Raw genomic sequence first — 16,850 nt, 5'->3', positions numbered from 1 at the left:
CGCCTTCAAGCGGAGGCGCCCTGGTGGATCGACACCGAGCGCAGGGAGTCGTGCAGCAGCAGCGTCACGCTCAATCCAGGCTGTAGGTCGCGCACGTGAACGTCGCCGCCATAGATGTGTGCACGGTCGCGAATCGCGCCCATGCCCAGGCCGCTGGCGCCAAGCAGGGTCATGGCCTGTTTCCAGGACGCCTCGCCTTCGCGGGGGAACGGTTCGCTGCGGCGATCCGCATCTTCCGTGACAGGTTCGCCCGTCACGCGCATGACGACCCAGCGGCGGCCGCCGGTGTAGCCACCGCGTAGTTGCAGATGCACATGCTGCATCGGGGTGCGCGAGAGCACGTACACCAGCACCTCGCAGGCAAGGCGATAGAGCGTCAGGTGGACATCCGGCGCCAGCTGGCTCAGGCCGCGACCGGACAGGTCGCACTGGTAGGTAGCTCCGGCGAGGTGAATGGCCTGGGCGAAGGGGCCCTCGCGCAAGGTGGCGGGTACGCCGCGTTCGCGCCACCCGCGCGGATGCAGCGCATTGGCGAGCCGGTGCATCTCGTGCTGGGCAAGTACTACGTGCCGGGAATAGATGTGCTCTTCGTTTGCAGGCAGCACGTGTCGAAGACGATCCAGCAGGCGATTGTGGTTTTCGCGGATGCTCTGGCCGATATGTTCGAGCGCATCCGCTGCCTGGCGCATACGCAGCTCTTCCAGGTACAGGCCCTGCTGCGCCAGTTGGAACCCGCGCAAGGTGTCGAGCTGATTGGAGGCGGCGTTGTGTGCCTGGTGCGCGATGCGTGAGCCGAGCAAAAGCAGGGTGGTCACGGCGAAGGCGATCAGCGCCTGCGCCTGGATGACGCCAGGGTCACGCACCATCGTGGAGGTCATCGTGACGGCGAAACCCGCCAGCGTGCCGCCTATCGCCGCACCTTGCCAGCCGTAGCGCGAAGTCAGCCATGCCACAGGCAGGAACATGGCGATGCGGAACACCTGCATGTTGTCGCCCTGGCTGCTGAGTACCAGCCCGACCAGCACGAACAGCGGGAGCAGCACGCCGATCAGGCAGTCGCGGGCGAGCAGGCCATACCAGCGCGATGCGCTGCGCAGCGGTTGGCCCGCCCGAGGGAACGCAAGATAGATGGCAATTGCGGACGGCGCGATGGCGATGGCACCCAGGTAGTTGCCCAGGAAGTATCCGAAGACGATCTGCTTGGTGACGGAGAGTGTCGTGCCATCGGGCGGCAGTCGGACGGCAGCGAGCGTCGCGGCGTCGCCCGCAGCGGTAAGTGCTGCACCGGCGAAGATCACGCCAAGCAGCATGGCGACATTGATCTCGCGCGCCCCGAGCATGAGTCTCGCCTGTCGCCTGGCCCACGCCACGGCCAGCGACAGCGGCAGGATGGGGGGTGTCGCCGCGAGTGCGGCCCAGCGCCAGCCGAAATCATCCCGGCAATACCACGCGTGTTCGCCCACGGGGATCAGTTCGCCGACGATCAGTGCAGGCCAATACCGGTAGGGAAGCAGGAGCAGGCAGGCGATGCGCAGGCCGGCAGTCAGGTTCCAGTGCGAAACGGAAACTCCGCGGAGCAGCGCATATGCACACGCATAGGCTACGACGATCGCCAGATGGCGCCCCCATCGACGCAGCACACTTGCTTCCCCCATGACTACCTCCCCATGTTCGCCGCCGTCTGCAGGTTCACGTGGACCTGCAGTTTTGCGGCCGGCCGATGTTGCGCGGCCGGTCAGGTGTTGAAACGCTACTTATCACCACGCGACTTGTCGTAGCTCGTCGCGCATGATGCCGGAAAGCGGGCTTCGTGACTTCTTGCGGTCGACATGGCGACGCGCTCGATCTTCCACAGCGGAATGTGCCACGGGAAACGGTGACGCTGTGGTGAAAGAGCGCATGGGACTCGACGCTCTGGCACCCCGCGTGGTTACGCCTGTGCAGTCGATCACATTGCGCCTTGCCTTATCGATCAATCTGTTGCGCGATCATCTCCACGCACGCTGGTGATGCCTACACCTTCCCGCATGGCTTTGGTGACGGGCGTATTGGCAACGATCTCGAGCAGTCGCTGCCACTGCTCATCGGACAGCGGGCCGCTGGCATGCAAGACGCGCTTCACCTGCAGCTTGCCGTCGTCGTCGCGCTCCATGGTCAGTTCGGCACGAAACTCGCCCAGGTCCCATCCCTTGCGTTGCGCATACATGCGCAACGTAATCGCCGTGCATGCCGCGAGCGACGCCAGGTAGTAATCGAATGGCGCGGGCCCGGCGCCCTAGCCGCCGAGCTTGAGAGGCTCGTCGGTATCCATGGCGTAATGTCCCGCCTGGATGTGATGAAGATAGTTGCTGTCGGTGGAGACGACGGTGGCGGACGAGACGCGGGACATGGATCAGGGCTCCTCGATGGGTGGCGCGCAACGCATCGAAGCTACGCAATGTGGAGGCGCGCGCCAAGTGGCCTGGGGTGCCGTCGCCCGAATGCCATTGGACCATGGTAGTAGCTGTTTTCCCGGCGCCCGGACTCACTCAGCGATGCGACGTCGACACGGCGGCGATATAATTTGCTGCATGTGCATATCCCCAGCTTCAGGCCCCGACGTCGAGCGCTCCTGAAACCGTCGGCACATGAACCGATATTGCAGGCATGCGTGGCGCGCCATGGCATGCACCTTCCCCCGGATGATCCTCGCCATGCGTTCCTTTGCACTTCCTGTCGCCATCGCGTTCTGCCTTGCCCTGGCCGGCTGCGCCACCAGTCGCGGACTGCACACCACCGGCACGATGACCGATCCCGGCAAGCTCGCTTCCGAGCGCAGCCTCGCCGACGTGCAGCTCAGCCCGACCGCATGGCCGACGCAGGACTGGTGGGTGGCCTATGGCGACCCGCAGCTCACCGCCTTGATCGAAGAGGCGCTGAAGAACAACCCGAGCCTGGACCAGGCGCAGGCGCGGGCCCGCCAGGCGCAGGCCGTCGCCGACAACGTCGACGCAGCGCGCATGCCGCAGGCGAAGCTCGATGCTTCGATCACCGGTGCGTATCTTTCCAAGAAGAACCCGATCTATCCGCCTTATGTGCTCGGCACGTTTGCGTGGAGCAAATCCATCCTGGGCGAATTCTCCTGGGATATCGACCTGTGGGGCGGCAAGCGTGCCGAATGGGAAGCCGCGCTGGGTCATGGTCGCGCCGCGCAGATCGATGCCTACGCAGCGCGCATCGAGCTTTCGGTGAACGTGGCCCGCGCCTATGTGCGCCTGGGCTACGCGTTCGCGCAGCAGGACGTGGCCGAGGCGGAGCTGAAGCGCGCCGGCCAGTCGCTGGATGTGACGCGCAAGCTGGTTGTCGGCGGCCTGGAGACCCCGCAGCAGGAACACCTGGCCGATTCGCAGATGGCCGGCGCGGAACAGCAGAAGGTGGCCGCCGATCGCGCCATCGATGCGGCGCGCAGCAGTCTGTCGGTGCTGCTGGGGCAGGGGCCGGATCGCGGTCTCGCCATCGAGCGTCCGCACATGCTGGATCGCGGCCCGGCCGTGCTGCCGGACAAGCTGCCGGTGGACCTGCTCGGCCGTCGCGCCGACCTGGTGGCGGCGCGTTGGGAAATCGAAGCGGCAAACAAGGACATCAAGGCCGCGAAGGCGGACTTCCTGCCGAACATCAGCCTGACTGCGGTCGCGGGTTTCATCGCCGTCGGCGGCAGCACTAATGTGCTGCAGCTTCCGGCGCGCCAGTATGCGTTCGGTCCGGCGCTGAGCCTGCCGCTCTTCGATGGCGGCCATCGCCGCGCCCATCTCGCCATGGCCGATGCGGAATACGACGCGCTGGTGGCCCGCTACAACGGATTGCTGGTCAGTGCGCTGAACGATGTCTCCGACCAGGTTTCCGCGCTGGCTTCGGTGCGCCAGCAGATCACGCTGGAGAAGCGCTCGGTTGACGACGCGCAGAAAAGTTGGGATGACGCGATGCTCGCCTACAAGGGCGGCCTCAAGGGTCCGCTCACGCCGCTCACAAGTCGCCAGCAGTTGCTGACCGCGCAGCAGCGTCTCGCTGCACTGGAGAGCCAGCAGGCCGATCTGTCCATTCGCCTGATCGAAGCCCTCGGTGGCGGCTTCGACGGTACGGCGGAAGTGGCGGATATCGATGCCGCCAAGCTGCAGCAGGCCTCCGCGGCGCAGTAATTCGCCAGCCGGCCGGGTTTCCCTGGCTGAACGCAGGCCCCGGCCTCGCGTGAAAAGCGCGCCGCGCGTCCTTATATTGGTCTGACGCCGCTACGCCGGGAGGTTCCTGGCGTGGCTATCGGTGCGTCATGGCGGGCGCATCGCCACTGCACGTCGGGAGGCGATTCCTATGGCTACTGGCTGGGCCGGCGACGGCGCCGTACAAGAACAGATCGACGCCACCGTCGAAGACGCGGTGAAGCGCGCCCGCAGCCGCCTGCAGAAGGGGCCGAGCCTGGAGCGCTGCGAAGAGTGCGATGCGCCGATCCCGAAGGCGCGCCAGGCGGCCGTGCCGGGCGTGCGCCTGTGCGTGGCCTGCCAGGAAGCGCATGACCGCGACGAGGCCGCATTCAGCGGTTACAACCGCCGTGGCAGCAAGGACAGCCAGCTGCGCTGAGCTTGACAGTGGCGCGCGCCACGTTGGTCAATACGGGGCTTACTCGCCCTAGAGTGCTCGAACACATGACCATGTCTCTCCCCATCGGCCGTCATTCCACTTCGATGATCCGCAAGGTGCAGCCATGAGCGGCCGCCTGAGTCCGTTGGCCGGCAAGCTTGCCCCGAACGAATTGCTGGTGGATGTCGAGCGCCTGCGCGATGCCTATGTGGATCTTCGGCCGGACCCGGCCGTGCCGGCGCAGCGTGTGTCGTTCGGCACGTCGGGGCATCGCGGCAGCTCGTTCGACCGCAGCTTCAACGAATGGCACGTGCTGGCAATCACCCAGGCGATTTGCGAATACCGCAAGGAGCAGGGCATCGATGGTCCGCTGTATATCGGCATCGATACGCATGCGCTGTCGCAGCCCGCGTTCGAGAGTGCGCTCGAGGTGCTGGCCGCCAATGGCGTGCAGACCATGATCGCCAAGGGCGGCGAATACACGCCGACGCCGGCGATTTCGCACGCCATCCTCACCCACAACCGCGGCCGCGCGCATGGGCTTGCCGATGGCATCGTAGTCACGCCGTCGCACAATCCACCCGATGGCGGCGGCTTCAAATACAACCCGCCAAACGGTGGCCCTGCGGATACCGATGTCACCGGCTGGGTCCAGAAGCGCGCCAACGCACTGATCGAAGGCGGCCTGCGCGACGTGCGTCGCGTGCCGTACAACCAGGCAAAGCATGCATCGACCACGCACGAGCATGATTTCATCGCGGCCTACGTGGGTGACCTGGGCAACGTGATCGATTTCGATGCGATCCGTGGCAGTGGCGTGCATCTGGGCGTCGATCCGCTGGGCGGCTCGGGCGTGCATTACTGGGCCCCGATTGCCGAGCGCTATGGCATCGACCTTACCGTGGTCAACGACACTGTCGACCTGACCTTCCGCTTCATGAGCGTGGACTGGGACGGCAAGATCCGCATGGATCCTTCGTCGTCGCACGCGATGCAGAGCCTGATCAATCTGAAGGACAGTTACGACGTGGCCTTCGCCTGCGATACGGACCACGATCGCCATGGCATCGTCACGCGCAGCACCGGCCTGTTGCTGCCCAATCATTATCTCTCGGTGCTGATCGACTACCTGTTCCGTCATCGTCCGGAATGGCGCGGTGATGCCGCCGTGGGCAAGACCCTGGTGAGCACGGCGCTGATCGATCGCGTCGCAAAACGCCTCGGTCGCCGCCTCTACGAGGTGCCGGTCGGCTTCAAGTGGTTCGTCGATGGCCTGTTCGAAGGCTCGCTGGGCTTTGGTGGCGAGGAAAGCGCCGGCGCCTCGTTCCTGCGTCGCGATGGATCGGTGTGGAGCACGGACAAGGACGGCATCGCCGCTGCACTGATGTCCGCCGAAATCATGGCGCGTACGGATCGCGATCCGGGCGAGCTGTACCGTCAAATGACGGCTGAGCTCGGCAATCCGCTGTCACAGCGCGTCGATGCGCCGGCCAATGTCGAGCAGAAGGCCCGCCTTTCCAGGCTGTCGCCGGATCAGGTCAAGAGCACGAGCCTCGCTGGCGAGAAGATCGAGAGCGTGCTGGATCGCGCGCCGGGCAATGGCGCCTCGATCGGCGGCATCAAGGTGACCTCGGCCAACGGCTGGTTCGCCGCGCGCCCGTCGGGCACCGAGGACATCTACAAGATCTACGCCGAGAGCTTCAAGGATGAGACGCACCTGGAGCAGTTGCTGCAGGAGGCGCAGGCTATGGTGGATGGGGCGCTGGGGGCCGGCTGAGGCGGCGAGGCCTCGGCTAGCTGGCCAGTCCCGCAAATCGTGTATCTGGTGGCCTTGGCTCTCTCGGGAGCCAAGTCACTGGATCCCTGCGTTCGCAGGGATGACGAGCCAAGTGTTGTCGGGCGTTGTATTGGCGATAACGTTTCATTCGTCATTCCTGCGAACGCAGGAATCCAGTGCCTTTCGCAGATCGAAGCCACTGAATTCCCGTGCTCGCACAGATATCGAGCTGATGGACCTCAAACCGGCGGCGGATTGCGTTCGCCAAAACCCCGCTGGTGCCAGTACGGATACGCCGGCGTCAGCTCGCTGGCGGCATCGAGCTTGGCCACCTGTTCGCGGGTGAGGTCCCAGCCCACGGCGCCGAGGTTCTGCTTCAGCTGCTCCTCGTTGCGCGCGCCGATCACCACGGTCGATACGGTGGGACGCTGCAGCAGCCAGTTCAGGGCGATCTGCGGCACGCTCTTGCCGGTCTCGGCCGCCACTTCGTCCAGTGCATCAACCACGCGATACAGGTATTCGTCGTCCACCTGCGGGCCGACGTCGCCTGTCTTGTGCAGGCGGCTGACGGCGGGCAGGGCGGCGCCGCGGCGCAGCTTGCCAGTGAGGCGACCCCAGCCGAGCGGGCTCCACACCACTGCACCCACGCCCTGGTCCAGGCCCAGCGGCATCAGTTCCCATTCGTAGTCGCGGCCGATCAGCGAGTAATAGGTCTGGTTGGCAACGTAACGCGGATAACCGTGGCGATCAGCTGCCGCGAGTGACTTCATCAGGTGCCAGCCGGAGAAGTTGGATACGCCCACGTAGCGGATCTTGCCGGCACGCACGAGATCGTCCAGCGTCGACAGGGTTTCTTCCACCGGCGTCATGGCGTCGAAGCCATGCAGCTGGAACAGGTCGATGTAGTCAGTGCCCAGGCGCTTGAGCGCGGCGTCGCAGGCCTTGAGCAGGTGATAACGCGACGAGCCGACGTCGTTGGGGTTCTCGCCCGAGCGGAACGTCGCCTTGGTCGAGATGAGCACGCGATCGCGGCGACCCTTGATGGCCTCGCCGAGTACGGACTCGGCGGCGCCGTCGGAGTAGATGTCGGCGCTGTCGAACATGGTGAGACCGGCATCGAGGCAGATGTCCACCAGACGCTTCGCTTCCGCGACGTCGGTATTGCCCCAGGCGCCGAAAAACTCACCCTTGCCGCCGAACGTTCCGGTACCAAAGCTCAGCACCGGCACCCTGAAGCCCGATGCACCCAGTTGCCTGTATTCCATGAGATGACCTCGTCGTGGTGATGGGTTGTCGATGGGGGCGTGAAGCATCAAACCAAGCATGCACGGGCATCGATGAAATTTTCTTCATCTCGACGCGGTGGCGCGCCTGTCACGCGATGGACATCTCGGCGATGGCCTCGGCGTGCAAGGTGGTGGTGTCGAACAGCGGCACCGGGGCATCCTCATGGGTTACCAGCAGCATGATTTCGGTACAGCCAAGGATGATGGCTTCCGCGCCGCGCGATGCCAGTTCCTGCATGACGTCGCGCAGCACGTCGCGCGAGGCGGGCTCGATCCGTCCCTGCACGAGTTCGTCGTAGATGATGCGGTGGATGGCCTGGCGGTCCTGCGGGCCGGGCACGAGCACGTCCAGGCCATATCGCTGCTGCAGTCGGCCCTTATAGAACTCCTGTTCCATGGTGAAGGCCGTGCCGAGCAGGCCAACACGCCGGTGGCCGGACGCCTTGATGCGCTCAGCGGTGGGGTCGGCGATATGGAGCAGGGGCAGGTTGATCGCAGCCTGCACCTCATCGGCCATCCGATGCATGGTGTTGGTGCAGATGGCGACGAAGTCCGCACCGCCACGCTCGAGCCGGCGCGCGGCTTCGATCATCAGTCCGGTGGCGGCGGCCCAGTCGCCGGTGTGCTGCAGCGCCTCTATCTCCGCAAAGTCGAATGACCACATCAGGCAGCGGGCCGAGTGCAGGCCACCGAGGCGGGTGCGGATCCGTTCGTTGATGATGCGGTAGTACTCGGCCGAGCTTTCCCAGCTCATGCCACCGATAAGGCCGATCACTTTCTGCGTCATGCGCTGCGCCAGGCTGGGACCGGCTTTCAGGGTAACCGCCCACCCCGGAAACCGGGCTCCCCGAACCTCCTGTATCTCATGCGGTGAGAGTGGCTCCGTGCTATCTTGATTACCGGCCCATTAATCAAGATAGCCCCTATGCCTCCTGCCGAACATGGTGGACGCCGCCCCGGCGCCGGTCGCCCGGCCGGTGAGCCCAGTCAGCGCATCCGCGTGCCTGAAAGCCAGGTGCAGGCGGTGCTGGCCTATCTGGACGCCTATCGCGAGCCGGCATCGCTGGACGCGCCCCGGCCGGTGTCGCTGACACCCTCGACTGTGGCGCTGACCGCCTTCCTCAGCCGCGTGCCGGCCGGCGTGCCTTCGCTGGCTGACGACGACGTCGACGAGGTGGTCGACCTCAACGAGCACCTGGTATTGCCGGGGCATGAGCCCAGCACCTTCATCATCCGCGTGTCGGGCTGGTCGATGATCGGCGCAGGCATTTTCGATGGCGACGAAGTGCTGGTGGATCGCGCCCTCGCGCCGCGCCAGGGCGATATCGTGGTGGCCCTGGTCAACAACGAGCTGACCATCAAGCGCCTGGGCAAGGTGGATGGGCACATCGCCTTGCTGCCCGAGAACGCACACTTCAAACCCATCGTGTTCCGCGAGGGCGAGACGTTGAGCGTGTGGGGCGTCGTCACCCGTTGCCTGCGCACCCTGCGCTGAAGGTTGCCGCCATGGGCCAGCTCGTCGCGCTCGACACCCTCATCCACACCCGCCAGGTGTGGCAGGGGCGAGCCGCGAGCCTGCCGGGTAGCAGTGAATCGACCGGCTGGCCGACCTTGGACGCCGCATTGCCCACCGGCGGCTGGCCCGATCATGCATTGACCGAAATCCTGCTGCCGCTCGATGGCATCGGCGAATTGCAGCTGGTATTGCCCACGCTGGCGCGCATGACGCAGGCGGCACGCAACGTGATGGTGATCGCACCGCCTTACGTGCCTTGCGTCGCAGGCTGGGAGGCGCGCGGCGTGGTGATGTCGAACGTGGATATCGTGCAGGCCGGTGCGCGCGACGTGATGTGGGCGGCTGAGCAATGCCTGCGTTCGGGCAGTTGCGCCGCCGTGCTGGCATGGCCAGCCCAGGCCGATGAGCGCGCGTTGCGCCGGCTGCAGCTGGCCGCGGATACGGGCAGGGCGCTGGCCTTCGTGTTTCGTGATCATCGCCATGCAGTGCAGGCTTCGCCGGCTGCGTTGCGCCTGGAGCTGGAAAGCCATCCTGCGCCGCGGGTACGCATCCGCAAATGCCGTGGCGGCAATCCGCCGGCGCAGGCCGTGCCGCTGGCCGCCGGCTGGTCGTGACGAGGCGACATCATGTTGTGGGCCTGCATATTGCTGCCGCAATTGGCGCTGGACGGTGTCCTCCGGCGACGCCCTCCCTCGGAGGAGCCGCTGGTGCTCGTCAGCGGTCCGGCGCAGCAGCGTGTCGTACATGCGGCAAACACCAGCGCGCGAGCTGCAGGCCTGTATCGAGGACAACGGCTGGCTGCCGCGCAGGCGATGCTGCATTGCTTCGCCATGCTCGAATACGACGCCGGCGACGAGATGTACTGGCATCGCCTGCTTGCGGCCTGGGCGTATCGCTACAGCGCTGAAGTCGGCCTGTTTGCGCATGCCGTCGTGCTGGAGGTGAGTCGCAGCCTGGGCTTGTTCGGACCATGGCCGACATTCGAAGCACAGTTGCGCGGCGACTTGGCCGCGCTAGGCTTCCGTCATCGCATCGCCCTGGCGCCTACACCGCAGGCGGCCTACGTACTGGCCGGGGTCGAGAACGGCATTGCCGTGATGACGCCATCCGCGTTGCGTGGCGCGCTTTCGCCCATTTCCGTGACGCATGCGCGCCTTCCCGGCGGTGCGGCCGACGCGCTTTCTTCGATGGGCATCCGCACGCTGGGGCAGCTGCTGTCGATGCCGCGTGCAGGCCTGCAGCGGCGCTTCGGCAGCGAGCTGGTGTTGCAGCTGGATCGCCTCATTGGTGAGCAGCCATCGCAGATGGACAGCTATCGGCCGCCCGATGCGTTCGAGCAGCGCATGGAGTGGACGCACGAGATCGAGCACGTCGAGGCCCTGATGTTCCCGCTGCGTCGCCTGACGGGAGACCTGGCGACGTATCTCGCTGGCCGCGATGGTGGCGTGCAGCGTTTCGAACTGGTGCTGGAGCATCGCAGCCTGCCGCCCACCCGCGTACCCGTGGGCATGCTGGCTGCCGCCCGCGACGCCGCGCTGCTGTTTGATTGCGCCCGTGGCCGACTGGAGCGCCAGGCCTTGCCGCAGCCGGTGGTGGCCATGCAGTTACTCGCACCGGACCTGCCTCCCTTTGTGCCCGCGGGGCGCGATCTGTTTGATGCCCGGCCCGCGCATGCCATGCCACTGGATCAGTTGCGCGAACGCCTGCGTTCCCGCCTGGGCGAGCATGCGGTGCAGCGCCTGCATCGCACGGTCGATCCGCGGCCCGAGCGGGCACAGACGTCGGCGCTCCATATCAAGGAAGCGCCGACACCCGAGACGCGACGGCGCCCCTCCTGGCTGCTGGATACACCGCTTCCGTTGCGCGGCCCGCCGCCGGAAATCCTGGCGGGCCCCGAACGCATCGAAACAGGCTGGTGGGACGGCGGCGACCTGCGTCGTGACTACTACGTGGTACGCACGGCACAGGGGCAGTGTGCCTGGGTGTATTGCGCGCCGGGCGAGCAGGGCGCGTGGATGCTGCACGGATGGTTCGCATGAACGACTACGCCGAGCTGCATTGCCTGTCCAACTTCTCGTTCCAGCGCGGCGCGTCGAGCGCACTCGAGTTGTTCGCGCGGGCGAAGGACTGCGGCTACCGCGCCCTGGCGATTACCGACGAGTGCTCGCTGGCTGGCATCGTGCGCGCACTGGAGGCCTCGCGCGAAACCGGCGTAGCCCTGATCGTCGGCGCCGAATTACAGCTGGAGGACGGCCCGAAGCTGGTGCTGCTGTGCGAGAACCTGGATGGCTACGTTGCCCTGTGCGCGCTGATCACGCGCGGCCGGCGCGCCGCGGACAAGGGCAGCTACTGCGTGACGCGGGCGGATTTCGTCAGCGGCCTGCCTGGCACGCTGGCCTTGTGGTTTCCCGGCGAGGATCCCGATCCGGAACATGGCACCTGGGTCCGCTCGCTGTTCGATGGCCGCTCGTGGATCGCCGTGGAGCTGCATCGCGGCCCCGACGATACGCGACGACGGCAAGCACTGGAGGCGTTGGGCCGCACGCTGGACATGCCGTGCGTCGCAACCGGTGATGTACACATGCATGTACGCCGCCGGCGCGCGCTGCAGGACGTGCTCACCGCCACCCGTCTGCGTTGCACGGTAGCCGAAGCCGGCGCGCTGCTGTTTCGCAATGGCGAACGGCATCTCAGGAAACGCGACGCACTGTCGGCCATCTATCCCGCCGATTTGATGGAAGAGAGCGTGCGCATCGCTGCACGCTGCACGTTCAAGCTCGACGACCTGAAGTATCGCTATCCCTCCGAGCTGGTGCCGGCAGACCATACCGCCACCACCTGGCTGAGGCAGCTGACCGATGAGGGCATTGGTCGGCGCTGGCCGCAAGGCATCCCGTGCAAGGTGCGCCATGCCATCGACAAGGAACTGGCTCTCATCGCGACGCTCGGGTACGAGCCATACTTTCTGACCGTGCAGGAGATCGTGAGCTTCGCGCGCAGCAGGGACATCCTTTGCCAGGGCCGGGGCTCGGCGGCCAATTCCGCCGTGTGCTTTGCGCTTGGCGTGACCGAGGTGAACCCGGAAACCACCGAGCTGCTGATCGAGCGATTTATCTCCGCGAGTCGCAAGGAGCCGCCGGATATCGATATCGACTTCGAGCACGAGCGGCGCGAAGAGGTCATCCAGCACATCTATGAAAAATACGGGCGGGACCGCGCCGCACTCGCCGCCACCGTGATCAGCTACCGAGGCAAGAGCGCGGTGCGTGACGTGGCGCGGGCACTTGGCCTGCCCATGGACCAGATCGATCTGCTGTCCAAGATATTCGCGTGGTGGGACGGTGAAGACGCGCTGGCCGACCGCCTTCTCGAGCGCGGTTTTGATCCTGCCAGCCCGCTGATCCACCGCGTACTGCAGCTTACGAGCGAGCTGCTGGATTTCCCGCGGCACCTCTCGCAGCACGTCGGCGGCTTCGTCATATCGGACCAGCCGCTCTCGCATCTGGTGCCGGTGGAAAACGCAGCCATGGCCGATCGCACCATCATCCAGTGGGACAAGAACGACCTCGACACCATGGGTCTGCTCAAGGTCGACTGCCTGGCGCTGGGCATGCTCACCTGTGTCCGCAAGTGCCTGGACCTGCTGCGCTCACACCATGATCGCGACCTGACCATGGCGACGATCGGCAAGGATCCAAGCGATGAGGACACGTTCAAGATGATCCGTCGCGCCGACACCGTCGGCGTGTTCCAGATCGAGAGCCGCGCGCAGATGGCGATGCTCCCCAGGCATCAGCCGACGACCTTCTATGACCTGGTGATCCAGGTCGCCATCGTGCGGCCGGGGCCCATCCAGGGTGGCATGGTGCATCCCTACCTCCGGCGCAAACGAGGCGAGGAAGAGGAGACTTACCCCTCCGATGCATTGCGCGGCGTACTCGGCCGCACCCTGGGCGTTCCCTTGTTTCAGGAGCAAGTCATGCGCCTGGCCATGGTGGCGGCCGGTTATTCAGCGGACAAGGCGGATGCCTTGCGACGCGCCATGGCGGCCTGGAAACGCCATGGCGGCATGGAGAAACATCGCGACGAACTGCAGCGGGGTTTTCTGGCCAACGGCTACACGCAGGAGTTCGCCGATCGCATCTTCGAGCAGATCAAGGGCTTTGGTTCCTACGGGTTTCCCGAAAGCCACGCCGCGAGCTTCGCGCAGATCGCCTACATCAGCAGCTGGTTGAAATGCCATTACCCGGCCGCCTTCCTGTGCGCACTGCTCAATGCGCAACCCATGGGTTTCTACGGACCCAGTCAACTGGTGCAGGATGCGCAGCGTCACGGCGTGGGCGTGCGTCCGGTCGATGTGCGATACAGCGCATGGGACAACCTGCTGGAGCCTGATCGCGCATCGAATGGCGGTTACGCCATCCGGCTCGGCTTTCGCCAGGTGCGCGGCTGCCGCGAGGACGCAGGGCATCGACTGGTGGCTGCGCGCACTCGGCATGCGTTCCTGGATGTCACCGATCTTTGCGCGCGCACGGGACTCGATCGGCATCATCAGGAAGTTCTCGCTGATGCCGGCGCCTTGCGCGGCCTGGCCGGGCATCGCCATCGTGCGCGCTGGGCCATGGCTGGCATCGAGCCTCAGCTCCCCTTGTTTGGTCATGCCAGCCCGACGGAAGAGGCAGTGGTGCTGCCGCCGCCATCGCAGGCAGAAAATACCCTGGCGGACTATGCGCGCGTCGGCCTCAGCCTTGGTCCGCATCCGCTACAGCAGATCCGTTCGCGTTTGCGTGCAGTGCGCTGCCTGGATTCGCGCGCGCTGCATGCGCGGCCGCATGAGAGTCATGTACGCGCGGCCGGCCTGGTCACCCAGCGCCAGAGGCCGCAGACCGCGAGCGGCGTCACCTTCATCACCCTGGAAGACGAATTCGGTCCCATCAACGTGGTGGTGTGGAGCCATGTCGCGGAACGCCAGCGCCAGATCTATCTGGAGGCGCGCCTGATGGGAGTGGATGGTCGTTGGGAACAGGTGGATGGCGTCAGTCATCTCATCGCGCAACGACTGATCGACCTGAGTCCGCTGCTGGGTGCACTCGACAGTCGCTCAAGGGATTTCCACTGACGTGCAGTGAAGATCGTCACCATGACGGCCCGATGTTTCAGTTGTGAAGCACTTCATGGTACGCAGCTGAATGCATGGTCTTCGCAAATGAACTGGCATGATCCTGCGCGTAGATCGCCATGGGCGTTCGTTCTTGCCGGGTAGGGCACGGACAGTCCGTACGAAACCGCGATCAAGCAACTCCTGCCTGGTGGCCGCCCGAACGACGGTGCCGCCGCGAATACCCGGCAGGTCCGCTCTTGGGGACCGACGTCTTGCTGACCTACGGTGAGCGACATGTTCAAGCATATCTTGCTGCCTACGGATGGCTCGGAGCTCTCTCTGCGTGCCGTAGACCTGGGAATCAATATTGCGATTGAGCATGGCTCCAGCGTCTTCGCACTGCATGTCATCAAGCCGCCACCTGGCGTCCAGCACCTGTCCGACATGCTGGTGATGCCCGAAGACGAGCGCACCCTGAAGATCACGCGCAAGGCAACCTCCTATCTTGATGAAGTTCGCCAGCGCGCCGAGGCGGCCCACGTGGAGTGTCATAGCGCTTACGAATTCGACCTGCGGCCTTACATGGCCATCATGGCCGCTGCGCGCAAGCAGCAGTGCGACCTCATCGTCATGGGTTCGCATGGCAGGACCGGGCTGGATCGGCTGCGGCTGGGCAGCCAGGCGAGCAAGCTACTGGTCAGTACCGACATCCCCGTACTCATCTGCCGTTGAGCCACCGGCAAGTCGCACCAATCCACGCACCCGAAAGCCTCTTCATTCCGGCATCGCGCTGGCGGCGCCAGTCGCCAGTTGATCGCCATGAACTGTCAAAAAGGCGTCTAAATGACGGTTTCCGGCAGTGACTGGGATTGAATGCCGCATCAGGGGTGTGAGTCGATGCGTTCGCCGGATCGGCGCGAGTACTTAAGTACGTTTCACGCAAAAGATCTTTCGCCTATCAAGTAAAAATACGGTACATCGCGCGCCAAATAGCGAACATAATTCGCCTGCGTTACATCTCAGAAACACGCGAAACTTCCGGTGTTTTTGGCGAAAAATGCTTCACGCCACCTTGATCGAATCGCGACCATTCTTCGTCGCGGGTGCAATACCCGCTGGGGTTGGGGGATGCAACTCTAAACATTGGGTGTCAGTCGTTTGGCCGGCCGATTCCGCGTACCCGCGCGATCGGTTTCTGAGCTCCGGATCCACGTACTGGAGGCACTGATGGACGGCACGAAGAAGATGAGCATGATGCAGTTGACCGTGTTGGTAGCGGTCAACATGATGGGTTCCGGCATCATCATGCTGCCCGCCAACATGGCGCAGGTTGGCGCGATATCGCTGCTATCCTGGATAGTCACCGCGTTGGGCTCAATGGCAATTGCTTATGGCTTTGCGCAAGCGGGCCTCCTCAACCAACGCGCCGGCGGCATGGCGGCCTACGCAGAAGATGCCTATGGCAAGGGCGGCTATTTCCTGACGTTCTTCCTCTATTTCCTGTCGCTGGCCATCGGCAACGTGGCCATCGCCATTTCGGCCGTGGGATATCTCGCGGCTTTCTTTCCCTGGCTGTCTTCGTCACCGATGTCTACCTGCATCGGCGTGATTGCGCTGCTCTGGCTTACCACCGTCGCCAACTTCGGCGGGCCGCGCATCACGGGTCGTATCGGGGCGATCACGGTATGGGGCGTGATCGTCCCGGTGGCCGGCCTGTCCATCATTGGTTGGTTCTGGTTCAAGAGCTCCACCTTCGCCGAGGCATGGAATCCGCAGGGCATGAGCCTGATGAAGGGCGTCGACTCCAGTATCTCGCTCACGCTGTGGGCGTTCCTCGGCATGGAATCGGCGGCACAGAACTCCGATGCCGTGGAGAACCCCAAGCGCGACGTGCCGATGGCCTGCATGCTGGGCACGCTCGGCGCCGCGGTGATCTATGTGCTGTCGACGACCGTGATCCAGGGCATCGTTCCGAACAAGGAGCTGGCCGAATCCACCGGCCCGTTCGCACTGGCCTATTCGCAGATGTTCAGCCCCGGCGTGGGATCGGTGATTCGCGCGCTGGCGATTCTTGCTTGCCTTGGCTCACTGCTCGGCTGGCAGTTCACCATTGCCCAGACGGCCAAGACCGCCGCCGAGGATCACCTGTTCCCGCGCTTCTTCGCCAAGATCAACAAGATGACGGCACCCGTAATCGGCATGATCGTCATGGGCGTGGTGCAGACCCTGCTGGCGTTCTCGACCGCATCGCCCAGCCTGAGCAAGCAGTTTGCGGTGCTGGTCAACCTCGCCGTGGTGACCAACGTCATTCCCTACATCATCTCCTTGTCCGCGCTGATGGTCATGATGCGCAAGGCCAAGGTGAACGACAGCACGTTCAAGCTCAACACCTTCGTGGCGACGGTGGCCATGCTTTACAGCACCTATGCCATCTATGCATCCGGCATGGAGGCCGTGCTGGGCGGAACCATCGTCCTGGCGCTGACCTTCCTGATCTACGGCTACCTGGCTCCGCGATTCCTTTCGGGCGCGGCGACCGGGCCGGTGCGCAATTAGATC

Annotated in this window: 12 protein-coding genes and 1 pseudogene; 9 read left to right on the top strand and 4 right to left on the bottom strand. The window is 64.7% G+C overall.

Annotated elements, in window-relative coordinates:
• Nucleotides 1-5: 5 nt before the first annotated feature.
• Both EPB08_RS05260 and EPB08_RS05255 read right to left on the bottom strand, forming a co-directional pair.
• A complete protein-coding gene (locus EPB08_RS05260) occupies nucleotides 6-1,655 on the bottom strand; it encodes an MASE1 domain-containing protein (protein ID WP_130618036.1) in 1,650 nt (549 codons plus the stop codon).
• Between the two features lie 317 nt (nucleotides 1,656-1,972).
• A pseudogene (locus EPB08_RS05255) lies at nucleotides 1,973-2,389 on the bottom strand (OsmC family protein).
• 304 nt (nucleotides 2,390-2,693) lie between these two features.
• On the opposite strand from EPB08_RS05255, the gene EPB08_RS05250 reads away from it, so the two are divergent.
• From EPB08_RS05250 to pgm, 3 genes are all read left to right on the top strand, one after another.
• The gene (locus tag EPB08_RS05250) at nucleotides 2,694-4,175 is read left to right on the top strand and encodes an efflux transporter outer membrane subunit (RefSeq protein ID WP_130618035.1); all 1,482 of its coding nucleotides are present in this window, start codon (nucleotides 2,694-2,696) and stop codon (nucleotides 4,173-4,175) included.
• A gap of 169 nt (nucleotides 4,176-4,344) precedes the next feature.
• Nucleotides 4,345-4,611: a DksA/TraR family C4-type zinc finger protein gene (locus tag EPB08_RS05245; RefSeq protein ID WP_130618034.1), complete on the top strand. Its 267-nt coding sequence runs from the start codon at nucleotides 4,345-4,347 to the stop codon at nucleotides 4,609-4,611.
• Between the two features lie 124 nt (nucleotides 4,612-4,735).
• Nucleotides 4,736-6,388, top strand: coding sequence for a phosphoglucomutase (alpha-D-glucose-1,6-bisphosphate-dependent) (gene pgm / locus EPB08_RS05240; protein ID WP_130618033.1), 1,653 nt, complete (start codon nucleotides 4,736-4,738; stop codon nucleotides 6,386-6,388).
• A 239-nt stretch (nucleotides 6,389-6,627) separates the two neighbouring features.
• On the opposite strand, the gene EPB08_RS05235 is transcribed toward pgm, so the two are convergent.
• Both EPB08_RS05235 and EPB08_RS05230 read right to left on the bottom strand, forming a co-directional pair.
• Entirely contained in the window at nucleotides 6,628-7,653 is a 1,026-nt protein-coding gene (locus EPB08_RS05235) for an aldo/keto reductase (protein WP_130618032.1), read from the bottom strand.
• A gap of 109 nt (nucleotides 7,654-7,762) precedes the next feature.
• Complete coding sequence (locus EPB08_RS05230) at nucleotides 7,763-8,461, bottom strand: aspartate/glutamate racemase family protein (protein ID WP_130618031.1); 699 nt, start codon at nucleotides 8,459-8,461, stop codon at nucleotides 7,763-7,765.
• Between the two features lie 138 nt (nucleotides 8,462-8,599).
• Here EPB08_RS05230 and EPB08_RS05225 point away from each other — a divergent pair, with 138 nt between their 5' ends.
• The 6 genes from EPB08_RS05225 (at nucleotide 8,600) to potE (ending at nucleotide 16,847) form a co-directional block, all read left to right on the top strand.
• A complete protein-coding gene (locus EPB08_RS05225) occupies nucleotides 8,600-9,169 on the top strand; it encodes a LexA family protein (RefSeq protein WP_229238231.1) in 570 nt (189 codons plus the stop codon).
• An 11-nt stretch (nucleotides 9,170-9,180) separates the two neighbouring features.
• The gene (imuA, locus tag EPB08_RS05220; protein ID WP_130618030.1) at nucleotides 9,181-9,804 is read left to right on the top strand and encodes a translesion DNA synthesis-associated protein ImuA; all 624 of its coding nucleotides are present in this window, start codon (nucleotides 9,181-9,183) and stop codon (nucleotides 9,802-9,804) included.
• Nucleotides 9,805-9,816: 12 nt separating this feature from the next.
• On the top strand, nucleotides 9,817-11,229 hold the full coding sequence (locus EPB08_RS05215; protein ID WP_130618029.1) for a Y-family DNA polymerase: 1,413 nt from the start codon (nucleotides 9,817-9,819) through the stop codon (nucleotides 11,227-11,229).
• The gene (locus EPB08_RS05210) at nucleotides 11,226-14,309 is read left to right on the top strand and encodes an error-prone DNA polymerase (protein WP_130618028.1); all 3,084 of its coding nucleotides are present in this window, start codon (nucleotides 11,226-11,228) and stop codon (nucleotides 14,307-14,309) included. Before EPB08_RS05215 ends, EPB08_RS05210 begins: the two co-directional genes overlap by 4 nt.
• A 276-nt stretch (nucleotides 14,310-14,585) precedes the next feature.
• Nucleotides 14,586-15,023, top strand: coding sequence for a universal stress protein (locus tag EPB08_RS05205; protein ID WP_130618027.1), 438 nt, complete (start codon nucleotides 14,586-14,588; stop codon nucleotides 15,021-15,023).
• A 495-nt stretch (nucleotides 15,024-15,518) separates the two neighbouring features.
• On the top strand, nucleotides 15,519-16,847 hold the full coding sequence (potE, locus tag EPB08_RS05200; RefSeq protein ID WP_130618026.1) for a putrescine-ornithine antiporter: 1,329 nt from the start codon (nucleotides 15,519-15,521) through the stop codon (nucleotides 16,845-16,847).
• Nucleotides 16,848-16,850: the final 3 nt, after the last annotated feature.

The organism is Dyella amyloliquefaciens (assembly GCF_004296575.1).
Taxonomy (GTDB): Bacteria; Pseudomonadota; Gammaproteobacteria; order Xanthomonadales; family Rhodanobacteraceae; genus Dyella; species Dyella amyloliquefaciens.
Note: the sequence above shows the minus strand (reverse complement) of the source record. Positions and strands in the feature narration are given on the sequence as shown.